We start from the raw sequence: 24,045 nt of genomic DNA, 5'->3' as shown, positions 1-24,045 counted from the left end.
GGGGTATCGGTCATGACGGGCTCGCTTGTAACGCGATGGAGAGGACGGCGGAAGCCGCATCAACCACCGGTGCCCGTCCGGGTTCCGGGCGCCGCGGAAGTTGACGAAGTTGACGCCCCATCGCGCGCGCGATCAAGGGCTTGGCCGATCGGCATAGTGGCTCCAGTCGTCGGGGTCGGGCGCGGCGTCGCGCGCTTCGCGGAACCCTCCGCCGGCCGCGTCCCCGCCGGCGCTACGCATGCCGGGCGGCAGGAACAGGTCGAGGTCGACGCCCAGCATCGCCGCGGCCAGCCGCATCTGGTCGACCGTCGGATAGTCGCCGGGCCGCGCGGTGCGCGCCTGTTCGTCGAGCAGCGCGATCATCTTGCCGAGCATCAGGCCGCGATAGTCGAAATGCGTCAGCGGCTGCGGCGCCTCCTGCCGCGGACGGCCGAACCGGGTCGGGGCATGCGCGGCGAGCAGGAACATCGCGAGCTGTTCGGGATATTCGCGCCGCTCGCCCACCTGCTCGCCCTGGTGGAAGATCGGCACGGCGACACCGTTGATCGCGCGGCCGAGCGCGGCATCGACGAGCTGCGCCATCGCAAAATCGATCGCGGCGTCCCACGCGAGGCGGAAGGCCTGCGCATCGGGCCGCGCGCGCAATTTATACGCTGCGGCCTTCGACAGCCCGACCGCCTTCGCCGCCTCGGTGACGCAGCCCGACGCCGCGAGCGCCTCGATGAAATCGAGCTGGCGGTCGGGCGTCCAGCCGTCGTGCCGCTCGCGCAGATGCACGGGGACATAGGTTTCGGAAGCCGCGGGGCGGCGCGTTCGCGGTTTCGCGGCGCGGCCGGCGGCGGGGCGAGGGGGGATTTTTTCCTGCTTCATCGGACAGGGTGAACCAGACGCGAATTTATTAGGAAAGGATTTTCTGCAGTAGGCTGTACGAAATAGGATCGGCGGCGCGCCCCGCGGTGCGCCGCCGCCCTTATTCAAACCACCTGGTGGCCGACGATCATCGTGTAATTGCCGTCGCCGTTCTGGAACAGGAAGGCGCTGCAATTGGTCGATGCGCCGATCTGGATCTCGCCGTCGCCGTCGAAGTTCATGTCGGTATAATATTCGCTTTCGAACGCGAGCTGGAACTCCCCCTGGCGCCCGTTGCAGCCATGCCCGTCGGTGCGTTGATAGGTAAAGCTCACCATGTGATTCGCGGCGATGCGGCCGATCTGCTGACCGCGCGTCGGCGAATCGCAGCAATTCCAATTGTTGTTGGTGACCACGGCGTCGACATCGCTTCCGAAATAGTTTATGATATTCAACGTCTTTGCAGTAGACATGCTGATTTCCCCTCCGCATGGCGCCCTTATTGGCACCGGTGCGGCGCGAGTTGAGCCGAGCGCCGGGGAAGCGTCAATGCTGTTACTGTAACGCGGATCGCGACAAGGGCGGGGGGCGCGGCCTTTACGCGCGGTCGTCGGACGGGTCGAGCCGCACCGTCCAGCGCGGCGGGGCGCCCGGCTCGCGCTCGATATCGTGGCTGGGGACCATATCGTCGCCCGTCTCGATCCAGCCGCGGCCATCGCATTTGGGGCAGGCGTGGCGGATCGAGCGGTGGCTGACGAGGTCGATCTGCGTGTTCCACTGTCCATAACCGCCGCAGAGCGGGCAGCGCAGGTCGAGATCGCCGGTACGATGGCGCGGCGAAATGCCGTCGAGCGCGTGCGGGTCGGTGGGACCGGTGCAGTGGACGATTTTGGAGGGGTGGGACATGGGGGCCTTTGGTATGACGGCGGGACGATGGCAATGTGGGGCGGATGATTTGAGTATCCAATAAACTATCATCTTAGTTGTCACTCTTATGCGCCGCCAGTGGCCCCTCTGTTCAACCGTTGAGCGCATCCTTGAGAGCTCTCCCCGCTTTGAACTTCGGCAGCGCTGCGCCCTGTATCATCATTGGTTCCCCCGTCCGCGGGTTTCGCCGCACCAACGGATTTCTGCTAGCGACGCTAAACGTCCCAAACCCGTGTATCCTGACTTCATCGCCCTTTTTTAGCGCTCCCGCGATTGCATCAAACGTCATTTCCACGACCCTCTTAGCATCTCCTAACGTGAGTTCCGTTTGCTCTGACACCATTTTGGTGAGAAGCGTTTTTCCGATGTATGTCTGCGAGGGTTCAAGTTCATCAGATGGCTTTATTACGCGGGCGAAGTCGTTCAACTGCTTTTCAGAGAAATTTATATAGTGGTGAATATCAAAATAACATCCCTTTGTTTCGGCTTCGATGAAGGAAGTGCTTTTTATTGTTGCGCCAGTAAATTGGCTTCCACTCAAATCCGCATAATCGAACTTACAATGGGTAATATGACAATTTGTAAAAGAACATCCGCGGAGATCGGCGTGGGTCAGATCAAAGCCATAGATTTCTTCATCATCGAAGCGCAGACCGCCCATGTCGGTGCCGACAAGATCTTTGGTTGGATCCATGCCGGAGGCGCGGATCAGCGTCACCGCGTGATCGTCGTTCGAGTTCAAGATGCGAAGGGCGGAGTCGATGATATCTTGGTCCAAGATCATTAAACCTCCGACTTGCTTAGAAACGGAATTGTCTGCTTCTTTATAAGCGTCCGATATAAAAAAATATCCAGTATTTTCTTTTTTGAAAAATCCAATTCTCTGAATCTAAAAAAATTGCTTTCCACTATCTCGATGTATATATTCTTTTGATGAACTTCAAATGACGCAGTTATTTTGTGATATCCGGGATTGTTATGGAAAGTGGCAAATTTAGTATTTTCGAAGCTCCCGGTAAGATATTTTTCTTGTGTTTCTGTTCTGAAGCGCCAGCCTGGCCTTGGTCCGCGTATGGCGCTTACGGTCCGTGACGTAAAAGAGGATGTGGTTTGCTGTGTGCGATGGGTCTCAACCTCCCGCTCTGCACCGGATTTCGAGTCGAGTGCAGGCGCAGTTCCGAGGACCAATTGCCTCGCATCCGATTGCTGCTGCCTGCGGCGCAAGCCCTCGGTGACGCCGATGGATTTCTCAACGGACCATGTAAGGTCTTTGTAAACGAGAAACGAGGTGAGCTCGCAGTTCACCAAGTCCAGGCGCAGATCACCCCCGCGCAAGGCCATTATCAGCTTCCCCCCAAAAAAATCGATAACCTGATAGTCAAAATGCGCAGTTATCGCTAAGCTAAATCTTGCTCTCCCTGACCCGTATTTTTTAATGCTCATAAATAAGCAATCCGGGCATTTGTTTATTTCTGCCATATTTATTTTCCACTATATTCTATAAATATGCCCAAAACGTCCTGAAATATATGCATGGTATTATTTTTATATTGTAGCGCTTTCCCAGGTATAATGGCAAGAAGAAATAGGGCATTTCAGTTCGCGTTCGACCATTTTTAGGATAGTGTCAGTGCCGCTAGGCGTTAATCATTCTCGAGTTGCGATGAAATATGCATCTATCTTTCCAGCCGACGCAGAATGAAAAAACCGCGGAAATCATTGTAGAATTTTATGATTCGATCTGGGCGGGCTTGAAAAACCACCAATAAACGAACTGCTTCGGCAATTACAAGAATTGGAGCGATGGATGCAATAATCACCCCAATTACGGTCTGAATTTCTACCCGCGGTTTTGGCCCCTCGCGACCCCGGCCCACCCCTTACCGCCGCCGCCAAGCCACCCGCACTGCGTACAAACAAAACCCCCCGAAGGCGAAGATCAGCAGGCTGCTGACCAGCCAGCTCGTCCAGCGCCAGGCGAGTTCGCCCCGGCCCCAGACGAGGCCGACGCGGCGCGGTTCGCCTTTGGCCGAGAGGATGCGGACCGCGGGGAGGTCGCCGCTGCGGTCGGTGGCGAGGCGGCGCTCGATGCGGTTCGACACATCCGACCGGGCGCGCGACCGCGCGATCGTGGCGTCGAGCTCGGCGGCTTCGCGGCGCAGCTGTTCGGCGGTGTCCGCCTTCCATTTGGCCATGGCCTCTTCGTAGCCGAGCCCGGCATAGGGATCGCCGCCCTCCCCGCCGGGCTGGGCGGGAGCGGGGGCGGGCGCCGCGGGCTGGGCCTCGGCGAGGTCGATGACGCAGGCATATTCGGTCATGCCGATACCGCGGCTCGAGTTCGAGCCCGACCGTTCGCGCGTGCAATCGACAGTGGCGGCCTCGAGCTTGCCGCCGTCGGTGCCGGCGCCGAAGGCGGCGCGCGTGTCGTCGACGATCCCCCAGCCATTGGGGAGGGTGAGCCGGTAGAAAGGAAAGCCGGTGCAGACCAGCCCCGCGGGGAGCAGCAAGAATAGCGCGACCGCGCGCGCGATGCGAATCCGCCAGGGCATCAGCGCGGCGGCTCCGGCGCGGGCGGTGGCGTCGGCGGGGAGGCGATCATGGCGGCGTCACGCGCGGTCGGGCCGTTCGCGGTCGAGCCAATATCGCCGGTCGCCGAGCAGCGCCTGGAGGCGCGGCGGGTCGTCCAGCGCCTCGGCGTGCGGCAGGCGCGCGAGCTTGTGCGCGGCATAATAGCCGTCGAACTCGATATCGGTCGCGTCGAGCCTGAAGTAGGAGCCGTCGAGATAGGCGACGATGTCGCCGGCCGCAAAGGGCGCCAGGTCGGCCGCCATGTCCTCGGCCCAGTCGGCGATATCCTGCTCGGTCACGCCGCGGAGGCCGCGCCGCGCGACCTCGCGGCGGCCGAGTTCGATCAGCGGCACATCGGTCTCGCGCACCTCGGCGAAGATGAACGACTTGCTGCATTTCGAGCAGGCGATCATCCAGCCGCAGCCGCACCAGGGGCAATCGAGCTGGCCGCCCGACATCGCGGGCTCGCCCTCGCAGCGGCAGAAGGAGAGGATGGCGTCGTTCGCCTTGAAGAGGAATTTCTGGCGCGTCCGGGCCTGTTCGGGCGCCGTGGCCGGCACCGTCCATAACCGGCGCAGCCAGCCGAGCATCAGCCGCCGCGGCCCGGGCGGAGCATCGGGGTCAGCACCGGCGAGGACCTGGTGCGGATCTCGCCGACGATCTCGAAGCCGAAGCGCTGGTAGAGCGATATGTTGCGCGGGTTCGAGCTTTCGAGCCAGGCGGGGCGGCCGTCGGCGTCGATGACGGCGATCGCCGCCGCCATCAGCGCGGTGCCGAGGCCGCGGCCGCGATGCGCGGGATCGGCGGCGATCAGCGGCAGGTACCAGTGCGGCTCGGTCGGGTGGAAGCGGTCCATCTGCGCGACGAGGTCGTCCATCTCGGCCTTGCGGTGCGCGGGCGTCTGTTCGTCCATGATCGCGGCCATGACCTCGCCGTCGGGCTCGACGCCGGGCGGCAGCCAAGTCGCGACCGCGGCGCCGTCGTCGGCGACGAAGGCGGTGCCATGCTCGAACGCTGCGCCGCCGAAGGCGCCGAAGAACTCGTGGCGGCGGTCCATATAGGTCGCGGCGTCGGGCGAGGCCCAGCGCGCCACCGGGTCGGCGGCAAAGCCGAGCACCAAGGTGTGGAGCAGGCGGGCCTTGTCCGCGGGGGTGCCGATCGTGATGGTCGCCATGGCTTGCTTCCTTTCTCGCGGGCGCGGCGTGTCGGGCCCCTGTCTATCGCGCGGCCGCGCCTTGCGCTTCCGCCTTTTCCGCCTTCGCGATCCGGAAGGCCTGCGCATTCCGCGCGGCGCCGGTCAGGCGCTTGATCTCGGCGGCGTCGCTCTCGGCCTCGGCGGACTTCTCGAGCGCGTCGGCGAGGTTCTTCTCGCGCTTTTCGAGCTGTTTGGTCCATTTGATCTCGTCGGCCTTCGCGTCGCGCAGCGCCTGTGCGGCGCCGCCGCTCTTCGGATTGGCCTGCGCGGCGCTTTCGGCACTGGTGCGCTTGGCCGTCGCGGCGGCGAGCTTGGCCTTGCCCTCGTCGACGCTCTTCGCCGCGCTTTCGCGCCAAGTCTTGGTCGAGGTCAGGCGATGCTCGATCACGTCGCCGGGCTTCACGCAATATTGCGCGATCGGCTCGACCGTCTCGTCGGCGGCGGACAGCGTGAGCTCGCGCAGCTTCCACGCCTTTTTCGAGCGCGCGAAGAAGCCGGTATAGACCCCCGCGACGCGGCCGTCGGCGCCGAGCACCGCCCATTGGCCGAGCGCGGTCGCGCCCGAACCGCCGCGATAAAAGCGCAGCGGCTCGCCCTCGAGGGCATGGCCCGCGGCGGCGAGCGGATCGGACTGGCGGTCGATGTCGAGCGGCCCGGCGGTGGCGCCGCCGCCCTGCCACTTGCTCTTCTTGTCGAGATGGAAGGCCGTACTCTTGGGCGTGCCGCCCTGCGCGGCGGCGAAATAGGCCTGCATCGCGCCGAGCGACGGCGCGCGCGCCTCGGCGATCTTGGCGTCGGCCATCGGCGTGCCGGTCATGCACGGGCTGGCGCCGCCGCCCATGTTCATCATCGTGAGCATGTAGAGATTGGGGTCGAGGTGCGGCATATATTGCGCGGCGGCGGGCGCCGCCTGCAGCGCGAGCGCCGCTGTCAGCGCGCCCGCGACGATGATGATCTTGCGGCCCATATGTCCCTCCCTGGTCGTGCCGTTCGGCGTTGTCCCGTTGCTAGCACCTCCTGCCGCTTCGCACAGGCCGAAATATGCACGGGTGCGAGGCCGGCGGGGACGACCGGCGGTGGGTTCGGGTGGGGACGGTCGTTTCCTTGTCTCGTCATTCCCGCGAAAGCGGGAACCCAGTGTAGCGTAAGCGTAGGCACGCTCTGGGTCTCCGCTTTCGCGGGGATGACAAAAGTGAGGCGTCCGCTCCCTTTCCCGACACCCGCCGATCGTCAGTCCGCATCCCCGCGCAGCGGCCAGCGGCCGTGTTCGACATGGGTGGTCTTGCCGACCACGCTTTCCATCAGGATGATTTCGTCCACCACCCAGCCGATCGGCGGCATCTTCTGCGCATTCAGCCGGTCGCCGCGATAGTTGATCGTGATGTGCGGTTCGGGGGTGGTGCCGTCCATGATCGGCGCCTTTTCGCGCAGCAGATGGTTCACCAGCGCCTTCTGGAACGCGCGCGCCTCGGCCAGCGGATCGCGTGTGCGGAGCGTCACCGCCTTGCGGTTCTCGATCCGGTCGAAGCGGAGCGGGAAGGGCGGTGCGGCGAAGCCGTCCAGCGCGGCGATGGTCGCGGGCAGCCAGTCGGACGGCGCATAATGGAGGTCGTAGAGCGAGATGAGCGTGACGTGGAGCAGTTCGGGCCCGCGCCCGGGGTCGTTGCGGGGGAGCAGGGCGATCGCCGCCTGCACCTCGGGCGGCGGCTTGGCCATGACGTAGAGCGGGTTCCGGGCGCGCATTTCACCAGAGCCTTTCCTTTGTTCCCTTTATGTTCTATATCTGAAGCATGCAGGTCGCCTTTGCCTTTGCGGCGGCGGACATCGCTCGCTGGTATGGAAAACTGGGCCCGGTCGCAATACCGCGCTGGCGGCGCTCGCCGGTCGGGCAGCTGGTCAAATCGATGATCAGCGCGCGGACGCGCGACGCGGTGTCGACCGCGGCCTATGACCGGCTGATCGCCCGCTACGGCACTCCCGCGGCGCTCGCGCGGGCGACCGCGGCCGAGGTCGCGCGCACGATCGGCGAGGTGACCTTCGCCGAGGTCAAGGCCGCGCAGCTGGTGGCGGCGCTGCGCCGGATCGCGGCGGCCGACCGCGGCTTCGCGCTCGCCCAGTTGGCCGAGCTGCCGCTGGGCGACGCGCTGGTTTGGCTGGAGCGGCTGCCCGGCGTGGCGCGCAAGGTCTCCGCCGCGACGCTCAACGCCAGCACGCTGCGGCGGCCGGTGATGATTGTCGACACGCATGTGCTGCGCGCGCTGCAGCGGCTCGGTTTCGTGCCGGGGACCGCCGATTATCGCGCCGCCAGCGAGGCGGTGACCGCGGCGATGCCAGCCTGGACGGGCGACGATTTCCTGGGTTTCCACATCGCGCTCAAGCGGCTGGGCCAGACGCTGTGCCGGTGGGACGCGCCGGATTGCGCGGGTTGCCCGTTGGTGGAGGATTGTCCGGTGGGGCGGAGGGGGTTGGGGGTTTAGGATTCGGAAGCCGCCTTTCGCAAAAAGGGGATTGTTGCGCCTGTCACCGTGATCCGGGCAACTGGAGATTATTACGCGTGTTACTGTAATCCAAAGATCGCCCGAACGGTTTCTTCCCGCACATTTTCGTCGATCCAGTGGACTATCAGCGCTTTGGCCCGCTCGCGTGGCGACGCACCCGACATTTCCATGCCTTGGACCCGGGTCGCCGACCATTGCCAATCGGGAGAAAGCCGCATCAGCCGTGCGATTGTCTTGTCGTTGAAGATATCGATACCAGGAAAAGGTCGCAGCAGCGCCATGGCTTCGCAAACCTCGGCGATGCTCTCAGCCCGCCGCATTAGTGCAGTCTGGGTGAACACGTCGGGCTTCTGCCCCTCGGCGATCGCCTCTTTGACAACGGCAAGCGCGTCGTGAAAGCTTTTCCGCTTGTGGATGCGAATATTGTGGGTCGCAATGTCCATGGGAATGGAAAGCTTGCGGAAGAGATCGAGCGATTCGCGGATTTCCATTTTCGATGTCGCGGCAGACAGAAGGTTGTTGACGTCCTCTACTCGTACAGGAAGCTTCATGGTCTTCATCTGTTCAATGAAATCCTTCCGCGCTGACCAGTTGGGAGATTTCATCATAAGAGAGTTGATGGTAACATTAGATGGGTCGATACCTGCTTCCCGCATCTGGTTGAGATAAGATTCCGCGGAAGGCCGGTCGACAGCCTTCTTGATCATGATGTTGTAGTAAAATTCGTCAGCGTGTAGTCCGTGTCTGGAAAACTTAATAATAACTTCTTGAGCCAAAGAATTATTTGAATAACTATCTGCCATAGTGTTTAGTAAGATGCTATCTATTTCGACACCCTGGTTCACGGCTTCAGCATAAAGGAGATCAATCAGGATATCTTGTCTTTCGGCAAGTTGGATCAGTTCTGTGATTGCGTATTTGTTCGCCGCGACGCCGTTTTTCTGCATATTTTCGTATATTTCGCGGGCGACCTCATAATCGTGCGATCTACGCATGAACTCAAGGTAGTTGCTCGCTGTAATCAAGCCGCTGCGCACAAATGCCGCAACCGGTAGGGGTTCACGGTCCGGCGCCTGCCGATAAGCGCATTGCAACAAGGCTAGTCGCTGATAATCGTCGAGATCGGCCTCGCGCCAATTGCGTGCCAGAAACAAGCCGCGCGGTTTGCCATTCGTTGGTATCGCGCCTTCCGCGCCTTGAAACTGGCTGTTCTTGACGCTGGTGTTTCGGAAGGTGGCGCCGAATAAGCGGGTCTCGCGGAAATTGAATTCGTCGAGATTCAATCCGTCAAATTTGACATAAGTCCACTTGCCGCCGCGGAAATCCTTCCGCGGATCCAGGCAAGCGGCTGTCATGAGGTCAAGGATGGAAGCTCCTTGTTGTTCCATTCGCTCAAGCCGGGCGAGCATGTCGGCAAGATCAGTCATCATCGATATCGACGATATCCGCGCCGCCAAGGTGGTAGACCGGATCGTCTTCATTGGTTGGGCCGAGTCCGGCCTTGACGGCCCAATATTGAACCACGCGCGCGGCGGCAGAGTTTTGCGTCGCCCCGCTACCGAGCCGTTCGCCGTCGACGCACACCGCGATTTGGCCGGCAGCTACCGTCATGTCGGCCCGCCCTCCGGCGGTCGTGGCCTTCGGAACGTAACAGAGCGATATCCAATCGAATAACCCATTCAACTGCGCACCGCGTTCGGGGTGTTCGAGCAACCATCGAAAATCTTTGTTGTCGAGCCCCTTCTTGGTTCGCTTCAACTTCAAGGGCAGGCCGTTGTCGGCAAACACCGTCCGAACGGCTTCGGTGTCACGAGCCGGCGAGCTGAGCTGGACATGAAGTTTAGTCGATTCGATTCGCAATTCGAACTCACCACCGTCCAAGCGGATCGGTAGGTGGTGGAAGGCGAACTGCATCAGCAGCGGCGCGCCATCCTCTTCGTCTCGGTTGGTCCGGGGGAAGCCGCGCATCTTGAAATCAGCCAATTCGGAAGCGCTATGATGAAGGCTATCTGGGGGAAACGTCGGCCGGTTCGCAGATTCAAGCTCGGCCGCGACCGAGGCGAATCCCGCGAGGGATGAGGGCACTGGCGGATCTGAACTCTCGACATCGTCCGGCAGACGGTCGAGCAGGTTGATCAATTCTCGTGCTGCGGCGCCGATTGCATTGCGCTTAACCGTAGTGCCGGCGAAGGCGTCCTTTATCGGCTGCGAGGTGCTTGGGCACGGCGGACCGGACACGTCGGGATCCAGAGCTGCCAGCTTTTCCGCTATTAATCTTGCGCTCCTCTTTCGCAGGCTGGCCAATTTCACGTCTGATTTGCTTCCGGATTTGATACCGTCGAACTCATTTTTCTTGATCCGGCAATAATCGTCGAAGAACTGACCGACCGCGGTGAACTGCTGACCGGATGCGCGGGCGATTTCGTCCCGCAGGTCGAAGTAGCGATCCGCTAGTGCGCGCAATATGTTACGTTCTTCAACCGTTAACAGCCGTCCCGTCATCGGCTCCACTCCATTTATGTGGATTCGTCGAAAATCGTCGAATCCCCACGATTGTTCACGAAATACCTTCTTCCGACCGGGTTTCAGAATTGGTCTAACTGGTTTGTCGCCGCTTACGGGAGCCCCCGGCATCTCCCAAAAACAGGTGACTTATGGAATACATTTTTGAAGTGCTCAAGATTATCGCCCTGGCTTTGCTGCTGAGCCATGACAGCCTGCGCCTGCCACGTAACCTGCGCAATGCGCGCCGTTCCGGAAGGGTTGTGGGCACGCGCCGCTCGGCGTTGTGGGTGCTGCTCATGATGAGCGTGGCTCCCGTGATATATCACGGCCTCGAGCTTGTGCACTGCCTCGCTACCGTCGCCTAATGGCATCTCAAAAGATTATGAAGGGCCGGGATCAATTCCCGGCCCTAGCTCATTGCGATATTTCTGCCAGAATCACGGGGAATTATGGTGGCGCGTACAACAATCTCCGGCCCCCCAATTCAGGCAGAGGGGCAGAAACGAGGCCGATACGCCCCCCTCAACGCGCCACCTTCGCCTGAAGCTTTTTCCGGGTGGTCTTCTCGAAGACCTCGGCGATCGCGCCCTTGGCCATCTCGGTCGCTGTGGCGACATCCTGCTTGGAGAAGTCCTTCATCTGGCCGTTGTCGTAGCCGCCGGTCGAGACCGGTTTCGGACCGCGGAAGTCCTTGATGCGCCAGTAGGAGAAGATGCGTTCGCCGTGGAACGGCGCGCTCTGGTAATAGACCAGCCAGAGATGCACCTCGATGAAGCACGGGTTGTCCGACGCATAGGCGCGCGCCTTGTTCTTGCGGTCGGCCTCGGCCTCCTTGGGCCCTTTGTCGACGCGGATATAGTTGATCGGGCGGCCGATGATCTGGTCGAGCTTGCTGTGCGATATGACGTCGAACAGGGTTTCGGCGGGCAGCATCGACTTGATCGCTTCGCTGCTGTTGATCTCGGGCACCGACGCGCCCTTGAGCATCGCGTCGATCAGCCCGCCGGTCACGAGCCCGATCCGGTCGGCATTATATTGCGCCGTCGTCCACACCGCGACGTCGCACGCCGCCGCATCGCCAGCCGTTTCCGCTGTCGCATCCTGCGCGCGCGCCACGCCGGGCGCCGCCGCCGCCAGCAACAGCGCCGGAATCATCATCGTCCGTTTCATGCTTACCCTGTCCCCCACAATCCCCCGGCTCGAACCGTCGTCGCGGTCGAGCCTGCGGATGGCGTAACCCGGCAGCGGGGCGGGTGCAACGATCCGTCCTGTCCGCGGCCCTCGCCGCGGGTCATTCGCGATCGGGCGCCTCGGCTTCGGCGGCGCCTTGCGCCATGGATTTCGCCATCGCGCGTTGCTGGTCGCCCGCGCGTGCCGCGATCTGCGTCTTGTACAGCGCGGTGAGGTAGCGGACGTCGTGCTCGGTGACGCTGAGCGGCGCGGTGTCGCGGTCGCCGGAGAAGAGCGTCAGGATCGTCGGCAGCGCCTGGTCGACCGCGCCCGCGGGGTCGGTCGCGGCGAAGCTGCGCATCGCGGCATAGTCGGCGAGCTGGACGGGCGTCGCATCGCCGACCGCCGCGGCCTCGACCAGCACGAAGGCGCCGGAAAATTCGAACTCGATCTGGCTGCCGATCCGGTAGGGCGTCGCTTCGGGAACGACGACATAGTCGAAGGTGTCCGAATCGCCGCGCCCGACGAGCCGCCCGCCCTTGCCCTTCATCGCGACGACCTGCCACGCGGCGACGGGTCCGTCGCCCGCGGCGAGCGCGTCGATCTGGCGCGGGGTCAGGCCCGAGAAGAAGTCGGCGCGGTTGCGGCGCCAGTGCGCGATCGCCCGGGCGCGGTCGGGGACGACGAGCAGCACGATATTGGGGCGGCAATCTTGGTCGGAGACGCGCATGCCGACCGCCGCCGCGACCCGCCGCATGCGATCGGCGACGCGGCCGGCGTCGGCCGCCTCGAGGCCGAAGGCGATCGGGCAGACCGGCGCCGCGAAGCGCGCGAGCTGGCCGTGGCTGGCGGGGCGCGACAGCGCGTCGACGAAGCGGCGCTCGGCCTGGCCTGGGCGCGGGCGGCCGGTCACGACGATCGTCGCGGCGGCGGGGTCCGACGCCTCGGCCGGCGGCGTGGCGGGCTCGGCCATCGCCGGGCGCATCGCCGCATCGGCGATGCCGAGCAGGAGCGCGCCCGCCAACAGGGTTTTGTTCGATCGCATCGTTCCGGCGCCCCTTCCAAGGGAGAGGCGCCAGACTATATCAGGCCGGGGCCGATGTCATGCCCGGCGGGCCGGAAACAGCCGGAGCAGCACGACCATCCGCGCGATGCGGATGCGCAGCTGCATGCCAGGCACTCGGCTCGGTTGGGGCGGTCAGCCGCCCCCGCCGGGTTTCGGCTTCGGTTTCGGCTTCGGCTTTGGCTTCGGATTATCAGACGGCTTGCTTGCTCCGCTGCCGCCACCCGGGTTTTCGCCTGGCATGCTCACTCTCCTGCTTGTCAGGGAAAGAACAGCAAATTTCCGCCACATCGGCAATCGAATAGAAGATGGTGGCGCCAGCCTTCCTGCTAAAGTCTATCAATCATGCTCGCGGTCGCCCGCGCCCATGTACAGCTCGCGGCCGGTGTCTTCATAGACCTGGCTCATTTCGGCCATGCCCTTCTCGGCCTCTTCGGCGGCGAGGAAGGTGGTGCTGTCCTGATTCTGCAGCTTGGCGAATTCGCGCACCTCCTGGCTGATCTTCATCGAGCAGAATTTGGGGCCGCACATGCTGCAGAAATGCGCCGACTTGGCGCCCTCGGCCGGGAGCGTCTGGTCATGGTACTGCTCGGCGGTGTCGGGGTCGAGCGACAGGTTGAACTGGTCGCGCCAGCGGAATTCGAAGCGGGCTTTCGACAGCGCGTCGTCGCGGACCTTCGCGGCGGGGTGGCCCTTGGCGAGGTCGGCGGCGTGCGCGGCGAGCTTGTAGGTGACGACGCCGACCTTGACGTCGTCGCGGTCGGGGAGGCCGAGATGCTCCTTGGGCGTGACGTAGCAGAGCATCGCGGTGCCGTACCAGCCGATCATCGCGGCGCCGATGCCGCTGGTGATATGGTCATAGCCCGGCGCGATGTCGGTGGTGAGCGGCCCGAGCGTGTAGAAGGGCGCCTCGCCGCACGCTTCCAGTTGCTTGTCCATATTCTCCTTGATCTTGTGCATCGGGACATGGCCCGGGCCCTCGATCATCACCTGCACATCCTGGTCCCACGCGCGCTTGGTGAGCTCGCCCAGCGTGTAGAGCTCGGCGAACTGCGCCTCGTCGTTGGCGTCGGCGATGCTGCCGGGGCGGAGGCCGTCGCCGAGGCTGTAGGCGATGTCATAGGCCTTCATGATCTCGGTGATCTCGTCGAAGCGTTCGTAGAGGAACGATTCCTTGTGATGCGCGAGGCACCATTTCGCCATGATGCTGCCGCCGCGGCTGACGATGCCGGTGACGCGCTTGGCGGCGAGCGGCACATAGGGCAGGCGCACGCCGGCGTGGATGGTGAAATAATCGACGCCCTGCTCGGCCTGCTCGATCAGCGTGTCGCGGAAGATTTCCCAGCTCAGCTCCTCGGCGATGCCGCCGACCTTCTCGAGCGCCTGATAGATGGGGACGGTGCCGATCGGGACGGGCGAGTTGCGGAGGATCCATTCGCGCGTGTCGTGGATGTTGCGGCCGGTGCTGAGGTCCATGACGGTGTCGGCGCCCCAGCGGATCGACCAGACCATCTTGTCGACCTCGGACGCGACGTCGGACGCGACCGCGCTGTTGCCGATATTGGCGTTGATCTTGACGAGGAAGTTGCGGCCGATCGCCATCGGCTCGCTTTCGGGATGGTTGATGTTGTTGGGGATGATCGCGCGGCCGCGCGCGACTTCCTCGCGGACGAATTCGGGGGTGACGTAATCGGGGATGCTGGCGCCCCAGTCCTGTCCGTCGCGGATATATTCGGCGAGGCGTTCGCGGCCGAGATTTTCGCGGGTGGCGACATATTCCATCTCGGGGGTGATGATGCCGCGGCGGGCATAATGCATCTGGCTGACGTTGGCGCCGGGCTTGGCGCGGAGGACGCGCTGCTTGACGCCGGGGAAGGCGGGAACGCCGCCCGAGCGGTCGGGGCCGAGCTGGCCATTGTCCTCGGGGCGGACCTCGCGCTGGGTGACTTCTTCTACGTCGCCGCGCGCGCGGATCCAGCTGGCGCGGAGTTCGGGGAGGCCCTTGGCGATGTCGATCTTGGCGTTGGGGTCGGTGTAGGGGCCCGAGGTGTCATAGACGCGGACGCTGGGTTCGCCCGAATGCGGGTCGAGGTCGATCTCGCGCATCGCGACGCGGATGCCGCTGCCGGTGGGGCTGGCGACATGGACCTTGCGGCTGCCGCGGATCGGGCCGGTGGTGACCCCGATGGGGGTCGCTTGCGCCTTGTCGAGGCGGGAATCGATGTCGGCCATGTGCAGTCGCTCCGTTTCTTGTGCCGGAGCGAGAGATGGGATTCCGAGTGCGGAAAACCGGCCCTCCCTCCGCCCGAGTTACCGGGATCAGGTTCGACGGGTCGCGGGATGTTCCGCTCTCAACCTGTTGCTGCACACAGGCTCCCCGGGGATGGGGCGGAACATAGGCGAGGATCGGACGAAGGGGAAGGGGTCAGTCGTCGGGCCGCAGATCGGGCACATCGTCCCAATCGACGCCCATCCGCTCGGTCATGGTCGTCCAAGTCTGCCGTATCGTCTCATTCTCCGGTAACACCCGGTGCCAATACTTGATGAGCGCGGCCGCTACTGCGCCAAAACTCTCCTCGGGCGCATGATCGAACGTGGCTAGGCATATAAGGCACTGAGCGGCGCAATAGGCGAGCGTGTCCGGATCGGGTAATAGCGCGGCCTCCGTGAGAAAAAATCCATAAGCCACATAGGGTGCGGCGATATTCGCCGCGATGATGGGGGACAGCGTCAGATCGCCATTCACAGTGCGCGCGATCAGCCCTTCCAATCGCCCGTGCACCACGGGCCAATGCGCCCACGCTTGATGCTCGCCGATACCGCTGGTCAGCATGAAGAGCGCTGAGACCTCTTCCATGGCGACCACCTCGCTACCTGGGAAGTCGCGGACGAGCCGGTCGAAGCGCGCGGTGAGCAAGGGGAGATGTTCCCACGCCTGTTGCCTGCCGATATGGCTGGCGAGATTTTTGGATGCCTTGGCTTCCTGGATGGCGACGGGCTCGTTGCCGGGAAAGTCACGCGCGAGCCGATCGAGGCGTGCTGAAAGCGCGGTGATATGCTCCCACGCCTGGTGTTCGCCGATACGGCTCGCGAGATTGAATAGGGTCTTGGCCTCTTCGAGGGCGATGGTCTCACTGCCGGGGAAGTCTCGAGCCAGCCGGTCGAAGCGCGCGGTGAGCAGCGGGAGATGTTCCCACGCCTGATGTTGGCCGGCACCGCTGATGAGGTTGAACAGCGCCTCGGCCTCTTCGACGGCGATGGGTTCGCTGTCAGGGAAGTCGCGGGCAAGCCGGTCGAAGCGGCTGGTGAGTGAGGGGAGGTGTTTCCACGCCCGATGCTTGCCGACACCGCTGGCGAAATTCTTTGACGCCTTAGCGTCTTCTCTTGCGATGGTTTCGCTATCGGGGAAGTCGCGGGCAAGTCGGTCCAGGCGGGCGGTGAATAGGGGGAGATGTTTCCACGCCCGATACTCGCCAGTATGGCCTGCGAGGTTGACCATCGCCTTGACCTCTTCGGTGGCGATGGGTTCGCTGTCCGGGAAGTCGCGGGCTAGCCGGTCGAAGCGTTCGGTGAGGGAATGGAGATGCTCCCACGCCCGATGCTCGCCGATCTGGCTTGCGAGATTGAAGAAAGCCTTGCCCTCTTCGAGGACGATAGGCTCGCTGTCGGGAAAGTCGCGTGCTAGCCGATCGAGGCGTGCGGTGAGGGCGGGGAGATGCGCCCACGCCTGGTGCCTGCCGATATGGCCTGCGAGATTTTTGCATCCCTTGGCCTCTTCGACGGCGATGGGTTCGCTGTCAGGGAAGTCGCGGGCTAGCCGGGCGAGGCGTGCGGTGAGCAGGGTGAGATGCTCCCACGCTTGATGCTCGCCGATGCGGCCGGCGAGATTGACGAGCGCGTTGGCCTCTTCGATGGCGATCGACTCGCTGCCGGGGAAATCGTGGGCGAGCCGGTCGAGGCGTGCGGTGACGAAGGCGAGATGCTCCCACGCCTGTCCCTCGCTGATACGGCTGACGAGATTGAAGAGGGCCTTGGCGTAGGAATCGATCGCGCCGGCGTCGGCGTTCCAGGAGGTGCCGGAGGTCAGCCGGTCCAGCCGCTCGATCAGCGGCAGCGACAATTGCGGCGCCAGGCTGGCCGTCGCGTCCATGCAGAGGCCGGCAAAGGGCGCGACCTCGGCCTCGCTCGCACCGTCGGGCGGTGCGAGCCAGTCGAGGCCCGGGAGATGCTCGGGAAAATCGCGTAAACAGCGCGACGCGAACACCCCGGCCTCGCCGCCGCCAAGCCGGTAGGCCAATTGGCAGAAGCGTGCGACGGTCGCGAGGCCGCCGTTCCTGCGAATCGCCTCGAGCCGCTGGATCGCGTGAAATTCGCCCAGCAGATCGGGCTGGAGTTCGGCGAGGCGGCCATCCTCGAGCGCGGTCATGCGGCGCAGCACCTCCGCTTCGGGATCGCGCGGAAAAAGATCGCCGATCCCGACCGCGTCGGCCGCCTCCTTGGCTTTCAGCGCATCCGGAAGGCCGAGCGTGAAGCTGGCCAGCGCCAGAAGATTTTCGTGGCGGGTCAGATCGGCTTGGCGCGCGGTCGCGGCCGGTGACCAGAATTCGCTGCGGTCGCGCGCCAATATGCCGTCGAACAGGATATCGCGCGATTCCGCGTCATCGAGCAGCTGGTCGAGCGGCTTGCCTTGCGCGAAGGCTTCGAGTGCCCATTCGAGCGTGGCCGCCACGAACAGGGGGCGCGGCGGACCGGGCATGAGATTGCCGTGCGGATCCGGAACCGCGGGTTGCCGGTCGACGCTGGCCATGAAGGAAAGCAACATCATGATTGCCTCCTGATCGTCGGGGACCGGTCGTCCGTCAGCGCGGGCCTGATCGAGGCGGCGGTGGGTGATCTCGATGATCGCCCCCCAATCGGGTGCCTCGATCGGGAGTCCCTTTTCGAGCGCCGTGCCGTCGAGGACGAAGGCATGGCGTCGCAGGCTGCTGCCGATGCTGCTTGGCGGAAAAACCCGATCGAGCCACGATCCGTCGGCATTGCGTTCGAGCAGGAGCACGCGGACCGCAAAGACAAACTCGTCCGCACGCTGCAGTAGGCGGACGAGCAGCAGATGCACGTCGGCTGCTTGCTTTGCGGGATAGTCGATGATCAGCAATGTCGGTGCATTGGGTGCCCAGCCCGGCGCCGTCTGGATGACGGTGTCGAGGTCGGTCACCTTGAGCAGCCCGCCGACCCATCCGGGCGGCAGATGTTCGCGCGCATATTCGACGGCCAATCGTGTTTTGCCGGTGCCGCCGTCGGCGGTCAGCAAGAGCCATTGAAACGCGTGGAGCTTGGACCAGCCGACCGTTTCGCCCAGGAAGCGATCGAGCAGCTCGATTTCCTTTTCGCGGCCGGCGAAATAGTGGAGGCCGCTGTTATATTTGATGCGGTCGGCGAGCTTGCCGACATTGCCGCTTTGCCCATGGTCGAGCAACAGGCCGACGACGTCACGGTCGAGCTTTGCCAATTGGGCCGCGATAGCCGCGACCGCTTCGGGCAAGCCTTGCAGCGCTTCGAGGGCGGTCGCGGTCTGGACCGCCTGAAAGATGGACACGTCGGTGCTTGCATCGAGCGGCGGCGGATCGGGCGATTCGCCGCGCATGAGCGCCATCAGATGATCCTTCAAACGTTCCTTGTCCCGCTCCTGCCGACAAATGCGGGCGACCCCGGAGAACAGGCGCGCGATGCGCGGGTAGCTCTCGAGCAGGGCTTGTATGTTCGTTCCCGCCGCGCGCAGCAGTGCCGCGAGGACAGGGTTGCCGGCGCGCACGCAGCATAGAAGTATCAGTTTATTTATAGGCGGCCGGCATCCCCAGTCGGCAAGCGTTCGTAGACAGTAATCGCGCACTTCTTCGCTGCCGAAGGCATCCTTGAGGCCGCCATCGGCAATGAATTGCGCGAGATCTTCAATATCGATCGCCTCACTCATTCATCCATGATGCGGCTTGGTCGGCATCGATGCAACCTCTTCATGCACCGCATTCCGCTGCGTTTCAGATAGCTGGCGACCAGCCTTTCGGCGCCAGCGTGAAGCCCGCGAAGTCGAAGCCGGGGACGACGAGGCAGCTGACCAGCGCCCAGCCGCGGTCGGCGTGCGCGGCCTGCCAGTGGTGCGCGGGGATGCGGAGCTGCGGGTGCTCGCCCGCGAGGATGCCGGGGCCGAGGCGGTGGTGGACGGGCGCGTCGGCGTCGGTCGCGGCGATCGCCAGCGCGAGCGGCGAGCCCGCGTGCCAGAGCCAGAATTCCTCGGCATCGACCTTGTGCCAGTGCGAGCTTTGCCCCGCCTCGAGCAGGAAATGGATCGCGGTCCCGCTCGCGCGCCCGCCCGCGCCCGGCGGGCCGCGCCACGTCTCGCGGTACCAGCCGCCCTCGGGGTGCGGGGCAAGGTCCAGCCGTTCGATCAGGGCGCGGGGGTCGGTCATAATGCATCCTTGGCCCGGCTGGACTCGCTCGGCAAGCATGGCATAGTCGCTCCGCAAGACCCGCGCCGACGCGGGGGGCGGGAGAGAGATATGGCTTCGGTGCTCGAAGAGGCGCGTGCGGTGGCGCCGGTCGATGTCAGCGACATCGCGCTCTATACCGAGGATCGCTGGCGCGAGCCCTTTGCGCAGCTGCGCGCGGCGATGCCGGTGAGCTGGTGTCCCGAGAGCCCCTATGGCGGTTACTGGTCGGTCGCGACGCATGCCTTGATCCAGGCGGTCGAGCTCGACCCCGCGACCTTCTCCTCGTCGTGGGAGAATGGCAATATCGTCATCGCCGACCCGCCGCCGCAGTCGAACCTGCCGAACTTCATCGCCGCCGACCCGCCGGTGCACACCGCGCAGCGCAAGGTGATCGCCCCCGCCTTCAACCCCAGCCAGATGGCCGAGCGCGAGAAGGTCGTGCGCCAGCGGACGCGCGAATTGTTCGACGCGCTGCCGGTGGGGGAGAGTTTCGACTGGGTCGAGCGCGTGTCGGTGCCGCTGACGATCGGCATGCTCTGCATCCTCTTCGATTTTCCGTGGGAGGAGCGCCACGACCTCAAGCGCTGGTCGGACTATGGCGGCAATGTCTCGCCCGAGACCGCGAGCGAGGAATATCGCGCGGCGTGGATGGCCGAGATGCAGGCGATGCTCGCGCGCTTCGACGCCGAATTCGCCAAGCGCAAGGCGATGCCGCCGACCGACGACCTCTTGTCGCGCATGGTGCACAGCGAGGCGATGGGGAATCTCAATCCGATGGAGCGGCTCGCCAATATCGCGCTGCTGATCGTCGGGGGCAACGACACGACGCGCAATTCGATGAGCGGGCTCGTCGAGGCGCTGCACCTTTATCCGGGCGAACTCGACCGGTTGCGCGCCGACCCGTCGCTGATCCCCAATGCGGCGCAGGAGATCATCCGCTGGCAGTCGCCGGTGACGCATATGCGGCGCACCTGCACGCGCGACGTCGAGCTGGGCGGGCAGCAGCTCAAGCAGGGCGAGAAGGTGATCCTCTGGTATATTTCGGCGAACCGCGACGAGAGCGTCTTTCCCGACGCCGAGCGGTTCGACGTCGGGCGCGACAATGCGCGGCGGCACGTCGCCTTCGGGCACGGCATCCACCGCTGCGTCGGCGCGCGGCTCGCCGAGATCCAGCTCTGCACGCTGATCGAGGAGATCGTCGGGCGCGGGCTACGGATCGAACCGACAGGTGTCGCCGAGCGGTTGGCGAGCCCCTTCCTCCACGGTTTCGTGCATATGCCGGTGCGGATCCTGCCCGGCTAGGCTTTCGGTTTTGCGCCGCCGAAGGCGGTCTCCGGCGTCACCGCGAGCGCGCTGCTCACCAGCTTGCACGTCTGGGCGCCGATCGACAGCGCGGGATAGCCGGGCAAGATATATTCGTCGATCGCAGCGAGCGCGCTGGCGCCGAATTTGAACGAGGCGATGGCGATGCGGCGCGTGTCGCCCTTGTCGATCTCGTTCGCGAGGCTGGCGCCGGTGGCGACGAAGGCAAAGGCGGTCGCGGCGCCCGACAGCGGGTGCGCATAATCGGGTAGACGATCCGACGCGATGTCGAGCCCGGTCGAGAGCAAAGTGGCATAGTCGCCGAGTTGCTCGCTGTGCGCGAGCGCGCTGTCGGTAAAGCTTTTGAGGTCGCCCGCCTTCTTGTCGGGATCGATATGCAGCGTGGTGCCGACCGCGACCGGCACCCCCGCGGCATCGAGCGCGACGACCGGCGTACCGGGGGGCTGACGGAGCAACGCCGGAACGCCAGCCTGCGCTTGCAAGATGATCATATGGGGCCCTTCGCTGGCCGACGATGGCGGACAATCTGCGTCCGGGCTGCCATGTTTTCGCCCGGCGGGCCGCAGGGCAGCCCGGACGCCGCCCCCTTCAATCCCGGATCACCGAAACCGTCCCCTTGCCGTCGCAGGTGGTGCAGCGATCCTGCGACGTCGTCGTCTTTTCGACGCTGATTTTTCCGGTGCCGCGACAGCGCGCGTCGGCCTTGCTGAAGTCATCCTTGTCGTGGCCGCTGCCGCCGCAATCGGGGCAGTCCTCGGGCACGTTGGTCGTGGTCGTCGTGGTCACCCATCCGGACCCGCCGCATTTGCCGGGGCATGTTACGTCTACATAAGGCATATTGGTCCTCCTCCGTTCATGATTTGAGGTTTTTGACGAATTCGCGGTTCGCCTCGTCGAAGGCTTTCTGGCGGTCGCGATTCATCTGGGTCAGCATGTCGGTCTGTTCCTGCATCGCCTTGATCATCGGCTCGAAACTGGCGGCGGGCATCGGGGTCATCGGACCACCGCCCGCACCCGCCGGGGGCGCCATGCCGGGCGGCGCAAAGGGCAAGGGCGTCATCGGCCCGCCGAAATAGGAGGTATAGCCCGGCATCGGCGGCGGCGGCGGATATAGGCCCGGCATCATGCCGGGCGGCATCCCCAACGGCATGCCCATCGGCGGGAAGCCCCCCATGGGCGGCGGCATCATCGCCCCGCCGAAGGGCGAGCCCATCGGCGGCATATAGGGTTCGAGCCCCGGAATCGGCGGCGGGGTGAAGGGATTATAGGCAAAATTGGGGTCGGGGCCGGGGCCCGCGCCATGGTTGGCGGAGCTCGCCGAAAAGAGTCCGGTCGGGGTCGCCTGCACCTTGGCCAGCGCCTTGGCCGCGTCGTCGAGCAGCGGCGCCAGATAGGCCTTGAACTCGCCCGCGCCCGCGGCGGCGAGGAGATCGGCGTCATTGACGAAGCTCTTGCACGTCTCGGCCCAATGGCCGAGCGCGAGCGCGAGCGACTGATAGAGCGCGATCGGCGGCGGGGTCGGCAGCGTGCCGAAGGGCACGGGCGCGGTCATATAGGCCTGCGTCTGCGCGAAATAATCGGCGATTACGGGTTCCTGCTCGGTCCGCGCGGCATCGAACTTGGCGGCGATGTCGCGCGCGATTTCCTGCGCGGCGGCGAGGATTTCGGCCTTCTGTGCCTCGTCGGGTTCGGGATATTCGGGGAGTTTCCGTTCCGAATAGCGGAACGACTTGGCGGCCTCGCGGGCGATCTCGCCCTGCCGCAGATATTCTTCGAAGCTCATGGCGCATCGATCCTTCTTGCGAAGGTCAAGTTGCGCGATCCCTTGTCTTTATCGTTGCTTGACGCTGGTCCCAGTCATGCAAATTCATTTTCCGAACCGACGAGCGGTACGGAAGTAAAGCGGTTGGCGACCCGAATCATTATTTTGGATTAATTGAATATTAGGTGCGATTTGGCCGCGCTGTCAAGGCTGGTCCCCGGCGAGCGCGCGCGGCATCGCCGGCAGCGGCGCTTCGGGCAGGCCCTCGGCGACGATCTCCTCGAGCGCGTCGTAGCAGTCGCCGTCGATCGCGTCGCCGACCTCGCACGCCATGATCGACAGCGCCTGCTCGACCGGCATCGCGGCGCGATAGGGGCGGTCGGCGGTGAGCGCGTCGAAGAAATCGGCGACCGAGATGATTCGCGTCTCCATCGAAATGCTCGTCTCGTCGAGCCCGAGCGGATAGCCGGTGCCGTCGAGCCGTTCGTGGTGCGAGCCCGCGATCAGCGCCATGTCGCGCATCACCGAAATGCGCGAGAGGATGTCGGTGGTGATCTGCGCATGGCTTTGCATCACCGCCCATTCGCCGGGGGTCAGCCGGCCGGGCTTGTCGAGGATGCGGTTGCTGACCCCCAATTTGCCGATGTCGTGGAGCATCGCCGAGCGGACGAGGCGGCGGCGTTCGGGCGCGGCGATGCGCAGCTTGGCACCGACGCGGTCGGTGAGCCAGGCGACGCGCTCGCTGTGGCCGCCGGTATAGGGGCTCTTCGCATCGATGACCTGGCCGAAGGCGATCGCGATATCGTCGAGATACTCCTCGTCGACCATGATCCGCGCCTGCGCGGGGGCGAGCGCGAAGAGACGGTCGTCGATGCCGGGCGCCGACAGCTCGGCCCAGAAACCGGGGTCGGCGGCGAGTTCGGCGAAGATCGCGGCGAGTTCGGGGTCGAGCCAGGTGCCGCTGCGCGCCTGCACCTCGGCGACCGCGCGGTCGGGGCCGCCCGCCATGAAGAAGACGTCGGCGACCTGCGCGAGCAAGGCGATGCGCGACAAGAGCGGGATTTGCGTGCCCGACAGGCCGCGCGGCAGGCCGCCGCCGTCCCAATGTTCGTCGAGCGCGGCGATGGCGCCCGCGACGCGATCCGAGAAGCGCAGGCGTTTCGCGATCGTCGCGCCCTGCGTGCAGCGCGTCTCGATGAAACCGGTGAGGATCGGCGCGGCGTTGGCGAGCAGATGGTCGCGGGCCTCGCGGCGCGCGGCGGCCTCCTCCTTGGCGCCGACCTCGGCCTCGACGAAGGCGAGGAAGTCGGCGGTGTCGGGGCCGATCAGCTTGAAACCCTGTTTGAGGCTGCGGTCGTCGCCGAGGAAGAGGTCGGCGACGCGCGCGGCGTTGCTCGAACAGCCGAGGTCCTTGAGCAGCACGGCGTAGAGGCAGTCGGCGAGCTCGCCGCCCTGCAGCCCCGCGGCGAGGCCCACATAAGTGCCGATCCACGCGGCGCGCACGCTGTGTCCCGCGGGCTGGCCCTCGGTGAGGTCGAGCGCATAGGAGAAGGCGCCGAGGATCTCGGCGAGCGGCGCCTCTTGCGCGGGCACCGCGGTATCGAAGGCCTGATGGGCCGGCTGGAACATGCTGTCCTCCCCTGTGGAGGGGGCGAGGATAGCGGGGAGAGTTTACCGGGGGGTTAGCGGGGGTTTAATCC

Annotated in this window: 24 protein-coding genes, 1 pseudogene and 1 riboswitch; of the genes and pseudogenes, 3 read left to right on the top strand and 22 right to left on the bottom strand. The window is 64.5% G+C overall.

The window, feature by feature from the left end; genetic code table 11:
* Nucleotides 1-132: 132 nt before the first annotated feature.
* The 11 genes and pseudogenes from ATE62_RS21015 to ATE62_RS20975 all read right to left on the bottom strand — a co-directional run bounded on the left by ATE62_RS21015 (nucleotide 133) and on the right by ATE62_RS20975 (nucleotide 7,282).
* Complete coding sequence (locus ATE62_RS21015) at nucleotides 133-870, bottom strand: hypothetical protein (protein ID WP_058809941.1); 738 nt, start codon at nucleotides 868-870, stop codon at nucleotides 133-135.
* Between the two features lie 104 nt (nucleotides 871-974).
* Nucleotides 975-1,322, bottom strand: a complete 348-nt coding sequence (locus ATE62_RS21010; RefSeq protein WP_156420649.1) for a hypothetical protein — start codon at nucleotides 1,320-1,322, stop codon at nucleotides 975-977.
* A 124-nt stretch (nucleotides 1,323-1,446) separates the two neighbouring features.
* A complete protein-coding gene (locus ATE62_RS21005; protein WP_058809939.1) occupies nucleotides 1,447-1,755 on the bottom strand; it encodes a hypothetical protein in 309 nt (102 codons plus the stop codon).
* A 112-nt stretch (nucleotides 1,756-1,867) separates the two neighbouring features.
* A complete protein-coding gene (locus tag ATE62_RS23985; protein ID WP_443028879.1) occupies nucleotides 1,868-2,143 on the bottom strand; it encodes an HU family DNA-binding protein in 276 nt (91 codons plus the stop codon).
* A gap of 156 nt (nucleotides 2,144-2,299) precedes the next feature.
* A pseudogene (locus ATE62_RS23980) lies at nucleotides 2,300-2,437 on the bottom strand (pentapeptide repeat-containing protein); the annotation flags it as partial.
* 122 nt (nucleotides 2,438-2,559) lie between these two features.
* Nucleotides 2,560-3,255, bottom strand: coding sequence for a hypothetical protein (locus ATE62_RS23460; protein ID WP_156420648.1), 696 nt, complete (start codon nucleotides 3,253-3,255; stop codon nucleotides 2,560-2,562).
* Nucleotides 3,256-3,656: 401 nt separating this feature from the next.
* On the bottom strand, nucleotides 3,657-4,325 hold the full coding sequence (locus tag ATE62_RS20995) for a hypothetical protein (RefSeq protein ID WP_058809938.1): 669 nt from the start codon (nucleotides 4,323-4,325) through the stop codon (nucleotides 3,657-3,659).
* 57 nt (nucleotides 4,326-4,382) lie between these two features.
* Nucleotides 4,383-4,934 (bottom strand): hypothetical protein, encoded by a 552-nt coding sequence (locus tag ATE62_RS20990; protein WP_058809937.1) that lies wholly within the window; start codon nucleotides 4,932-4,934, stop codon nucleotides 4,383-4,385.
* A complete protein-coding gene (locus ATE62_RS20985) occupies nucleotides 4,934-5,518 on the bottom strand; it encodes a GNAT family N-acetyltransferase (RefSeq protein WP_058809936.1) in 585 nt (194 codons plus the stop codon). Before ATE62_RS20985 ends, ATE62_RS20990 begins: the two co-directional genes overlap by 1 nt.
* 43 nt (nucleotides 5,519-5,561) lie before the next feature.
* Entirely contained in the window at nucleotides 5,562-6,506 is a 945-nt protein-coding gene (locus ATE62_RS20980) for a hypothetical protein (RefSeq protein WP_058809935.1), read from the bottom strand.
* A gap of 263 nt (nucleotides 6,507-6,769) precedes the next feature.
* Nucleotides 6,770-7,282 carry a 2'-5' RNA ligase family protein gene (locus tag ATE62_RS20975; protein WP_058818601.1) on the bottom strand — a complete coding sequence of 171 codons (513 nt, stop codon included), beginning with the start codon at nucleotides 7,280-7,282 and terminating at the stop codon, nucleotides 6,770-6,772.
* 47 nt (nucleotides 7,283-7,329) lie between these two features.
* Here ATE62_RS20975 and ATE62_RS20970 point away from each other — a divergent pair, with 47 nt between their 5' ends.
* On the top strand, nucleotides 7,330-8,016 hold the full coding sequence (locus ATE62_RS20970) for an endonuclease III domain-containing protein (RefSeq protein WP_058809933.1): 687 nt from the start codon (nucleotides 7,330-7,332) through the stop codon (nucleotides 8,014-8,016).
* An 80-nt stretch (nucleotides 8,017-8,096) separates the two neighbouring features.
* On the opposite strand, the gene ATE62_RS20965 is transcribed toward ATE62_RS20970, so the two are convergent.
* Entirely contained in the window at nucleotides 8,097-9,467 is a 1,371-nt protein-coding gene (locus ATE62_RS20965) for a pentapeptide repeat-containing protein (protein WP_058809932.1), read from the bottom strand.
* Entirely contained in the window at nucleotides 9,457-10,539 is a 1,083-nt protein-coding gene (locus ATE62_RS20960) for a hypothetical protein (RefSeq protein ID WP_058809931.1), read from the bottom strand. Before ATE62_RS20960 ends, ATE62_RS20965 begins: the two co-directional genes overlap by 11 nt.
* Nucleotides 10,540-10,691: 152 nt before the next feature.
* Between ATE62_RS20960 and ATE62_RS20955 the strand changes: the two genes are divergently transcribed.
* Nucleotides 10,692-10,907, top strand: coding sequence for a hypothetical protein (locus tag ATE62_RS20955; RefSeq protein ID WP_058809930.1), 216 nt, complete (start codon nucleotides 10,692-10,694; stop codon nucleotides 10,905-10,907).
* Nucleotides 10,908-11,064: 157 nt separating this feature from the next.
* Here ATE62_RS20955 and ATE62_RS20950 read toward each other — a convergent pair whose 3' ends face one another.
* The 5 genes from ATE62_RS20950 to ATE62_RS20930 all read right to left on the bottom strand — a co-directional run bounded on the left by ATE62_RS20950 (nucleotide 11,065) and on the right by ATE62_RS20930 (nucleotide 19,239).
* Complete coding sequence (locus ATE62_RS20950) at nucleotides 11,065-11,712, bottom strand: hypothetical protein (RefSeq protein ID WP_058809929.1); 648 nt, start codon at nucleotides 11,710-11,712, stop codon at nucleotides 11,065-11,067.
* A gap of 121 nt (nucleotides 11,713-11,833) precedes the next feature.
* Nucleotides 11,834-12,757, bottom strand: a complete 924-nt coding sequence (locus ATE62_RS20945; RefSeq protein WP_156420647.1) for a hypothetical protein — start codon at nucleotides 12,755-12,757, stop codon at nucleotides 11,834-11,836.
* A 357-nt stretch (nucleotides 12,758-13,114) separates the two neighbouring features.
* Nucleotides 13,115-15,007, bottom strand: coding sequence for a phosphomethylpyrimidine synthase ThiC (thiC, locus tag ATE62_RS20940; protein ID WP_058809927.1), 1,893 nt, complete (start codon nucleotides 15,005-15,007; stop codon nucleotides 13,115-13,117).
* 47 nt (nucleotides 15,008-15,054) lie between these two features.
* A riboswitch (TPP riboswitch) is annotated at nucleotides 15,055-15,165 on the bottom strand.
* A 35-nt stretch (nucleotides 15,166-15,200) separates the two neighbouring features.
* A complete protein-coding gene (locus tag ATE62_RS20935) occupies nucleotides 15,201-18,746 on the bottom strand; it encodes an ATP-binding protein (RefSeq protein WP_156420646.1) in 3,546 nt (1,181 codons plus the stop codon).
* 64 nt (nucleotides 18,747-18,810) lie between these two features.
* The gene (locus ATE62_RS20930; protein WP_058809925.1) at nucleotides 18,811-19,239 is read right to left on the bottom strand and encodes a cupin domain-containing protein; all 429 of its coding nucleotides are present in this window, start codon (nucleotides 19,237-19,239) and stop codon (nucleotides 18,811-18,813) included.
* Between the two features lie 90 nt (nucleotides 19,240-19,329).
* On the opposite strand from ATE62_RS20930, the gene ATE62_RS20925 reads away from it, so the two are divergent.
* A complete protein-coding gene (locus tag ATE62_RS20925; protein ID WP_058809924.1) occupies nucleotides 19,330-20,562 on the top strand; it encodes a cytochrome P450 in 1,233 nt (410 codons plus the stop codon).
* Here the strand turns inward: ATE62_RS20925 and ATE62_RS20920 are convergent.
* The 4 genes from ATE62_RS20920 to ATE62_RS20905 form a co-directional block, all read right to left on the bottom strand.
* Nucleotides 20,559-21,074 carry a hypothetical protein gene (locus ATE62_RS20920; protein ID WP_058809923.1) on the bottom strand — a complete coding sequence of 172 codons (516 nt, stop codon included), beginning with the start codon at nucleotides 21,072-21,074 and terminating at the stop codon, nucleotides 20,559-20,561. The two genes, ATE62_RS20925 and ATE62_RS20920, sit on opposite strands and share 4 nt — an antisense overlap.
* A 97-nt stretch (nucleotides 21,075-21,171) precedes the next feature.
* Nucleotides 21,172-21,420, bottom strand: coding sequence for a hypothetical protein (locus ATE62_RS20915; protein ID WP_156420645.1), 249 nt, complete (start codon nucleotides 21,418-21,420; stop codon nucleotides 21,172-21,174).
* A 16-nt stretch (nucleotides 21,421-21,436) separates the two neighbouring features.
* Nucleotides 21,437-22,366, bottom strand: coding sequence for a hypothetical protein (locus tag ATE62_RS20910; protein ID WP_058809921.1), 930 nt, complete (start codon nucleotides 22,364-22,366; stop codon nucleotides 21,437-21,439).
* A gap of 183 nt (nucleotides 22,367-22,549) precedes the next feature.
* Entirely contained in the window at nucleotides 22,550-23,974 is a 1,425-nt protein-coding gene (locus ATE62_RS20905; protein WP_058809920.1) for an HD-GYP domain-containing protein, read from the bottom strand.
* Between the last annotated feature and the right edge of the window lie 71 nt (nucleotides 23,975-24,045).

Origin of the sequence: Sphingopyxis sp. HIX, assembly GCF_001468285.1 — a bacterium.
Classification (GTDB): Bacteria; Pseudomonadota; Alphaproteobacteria; order Sphingomonadales; family Sphingomonadaceae; genus Sphingopyxis.
This window is presented reverse-complemented; position numbering and strand designations above follow the sequence as displayed.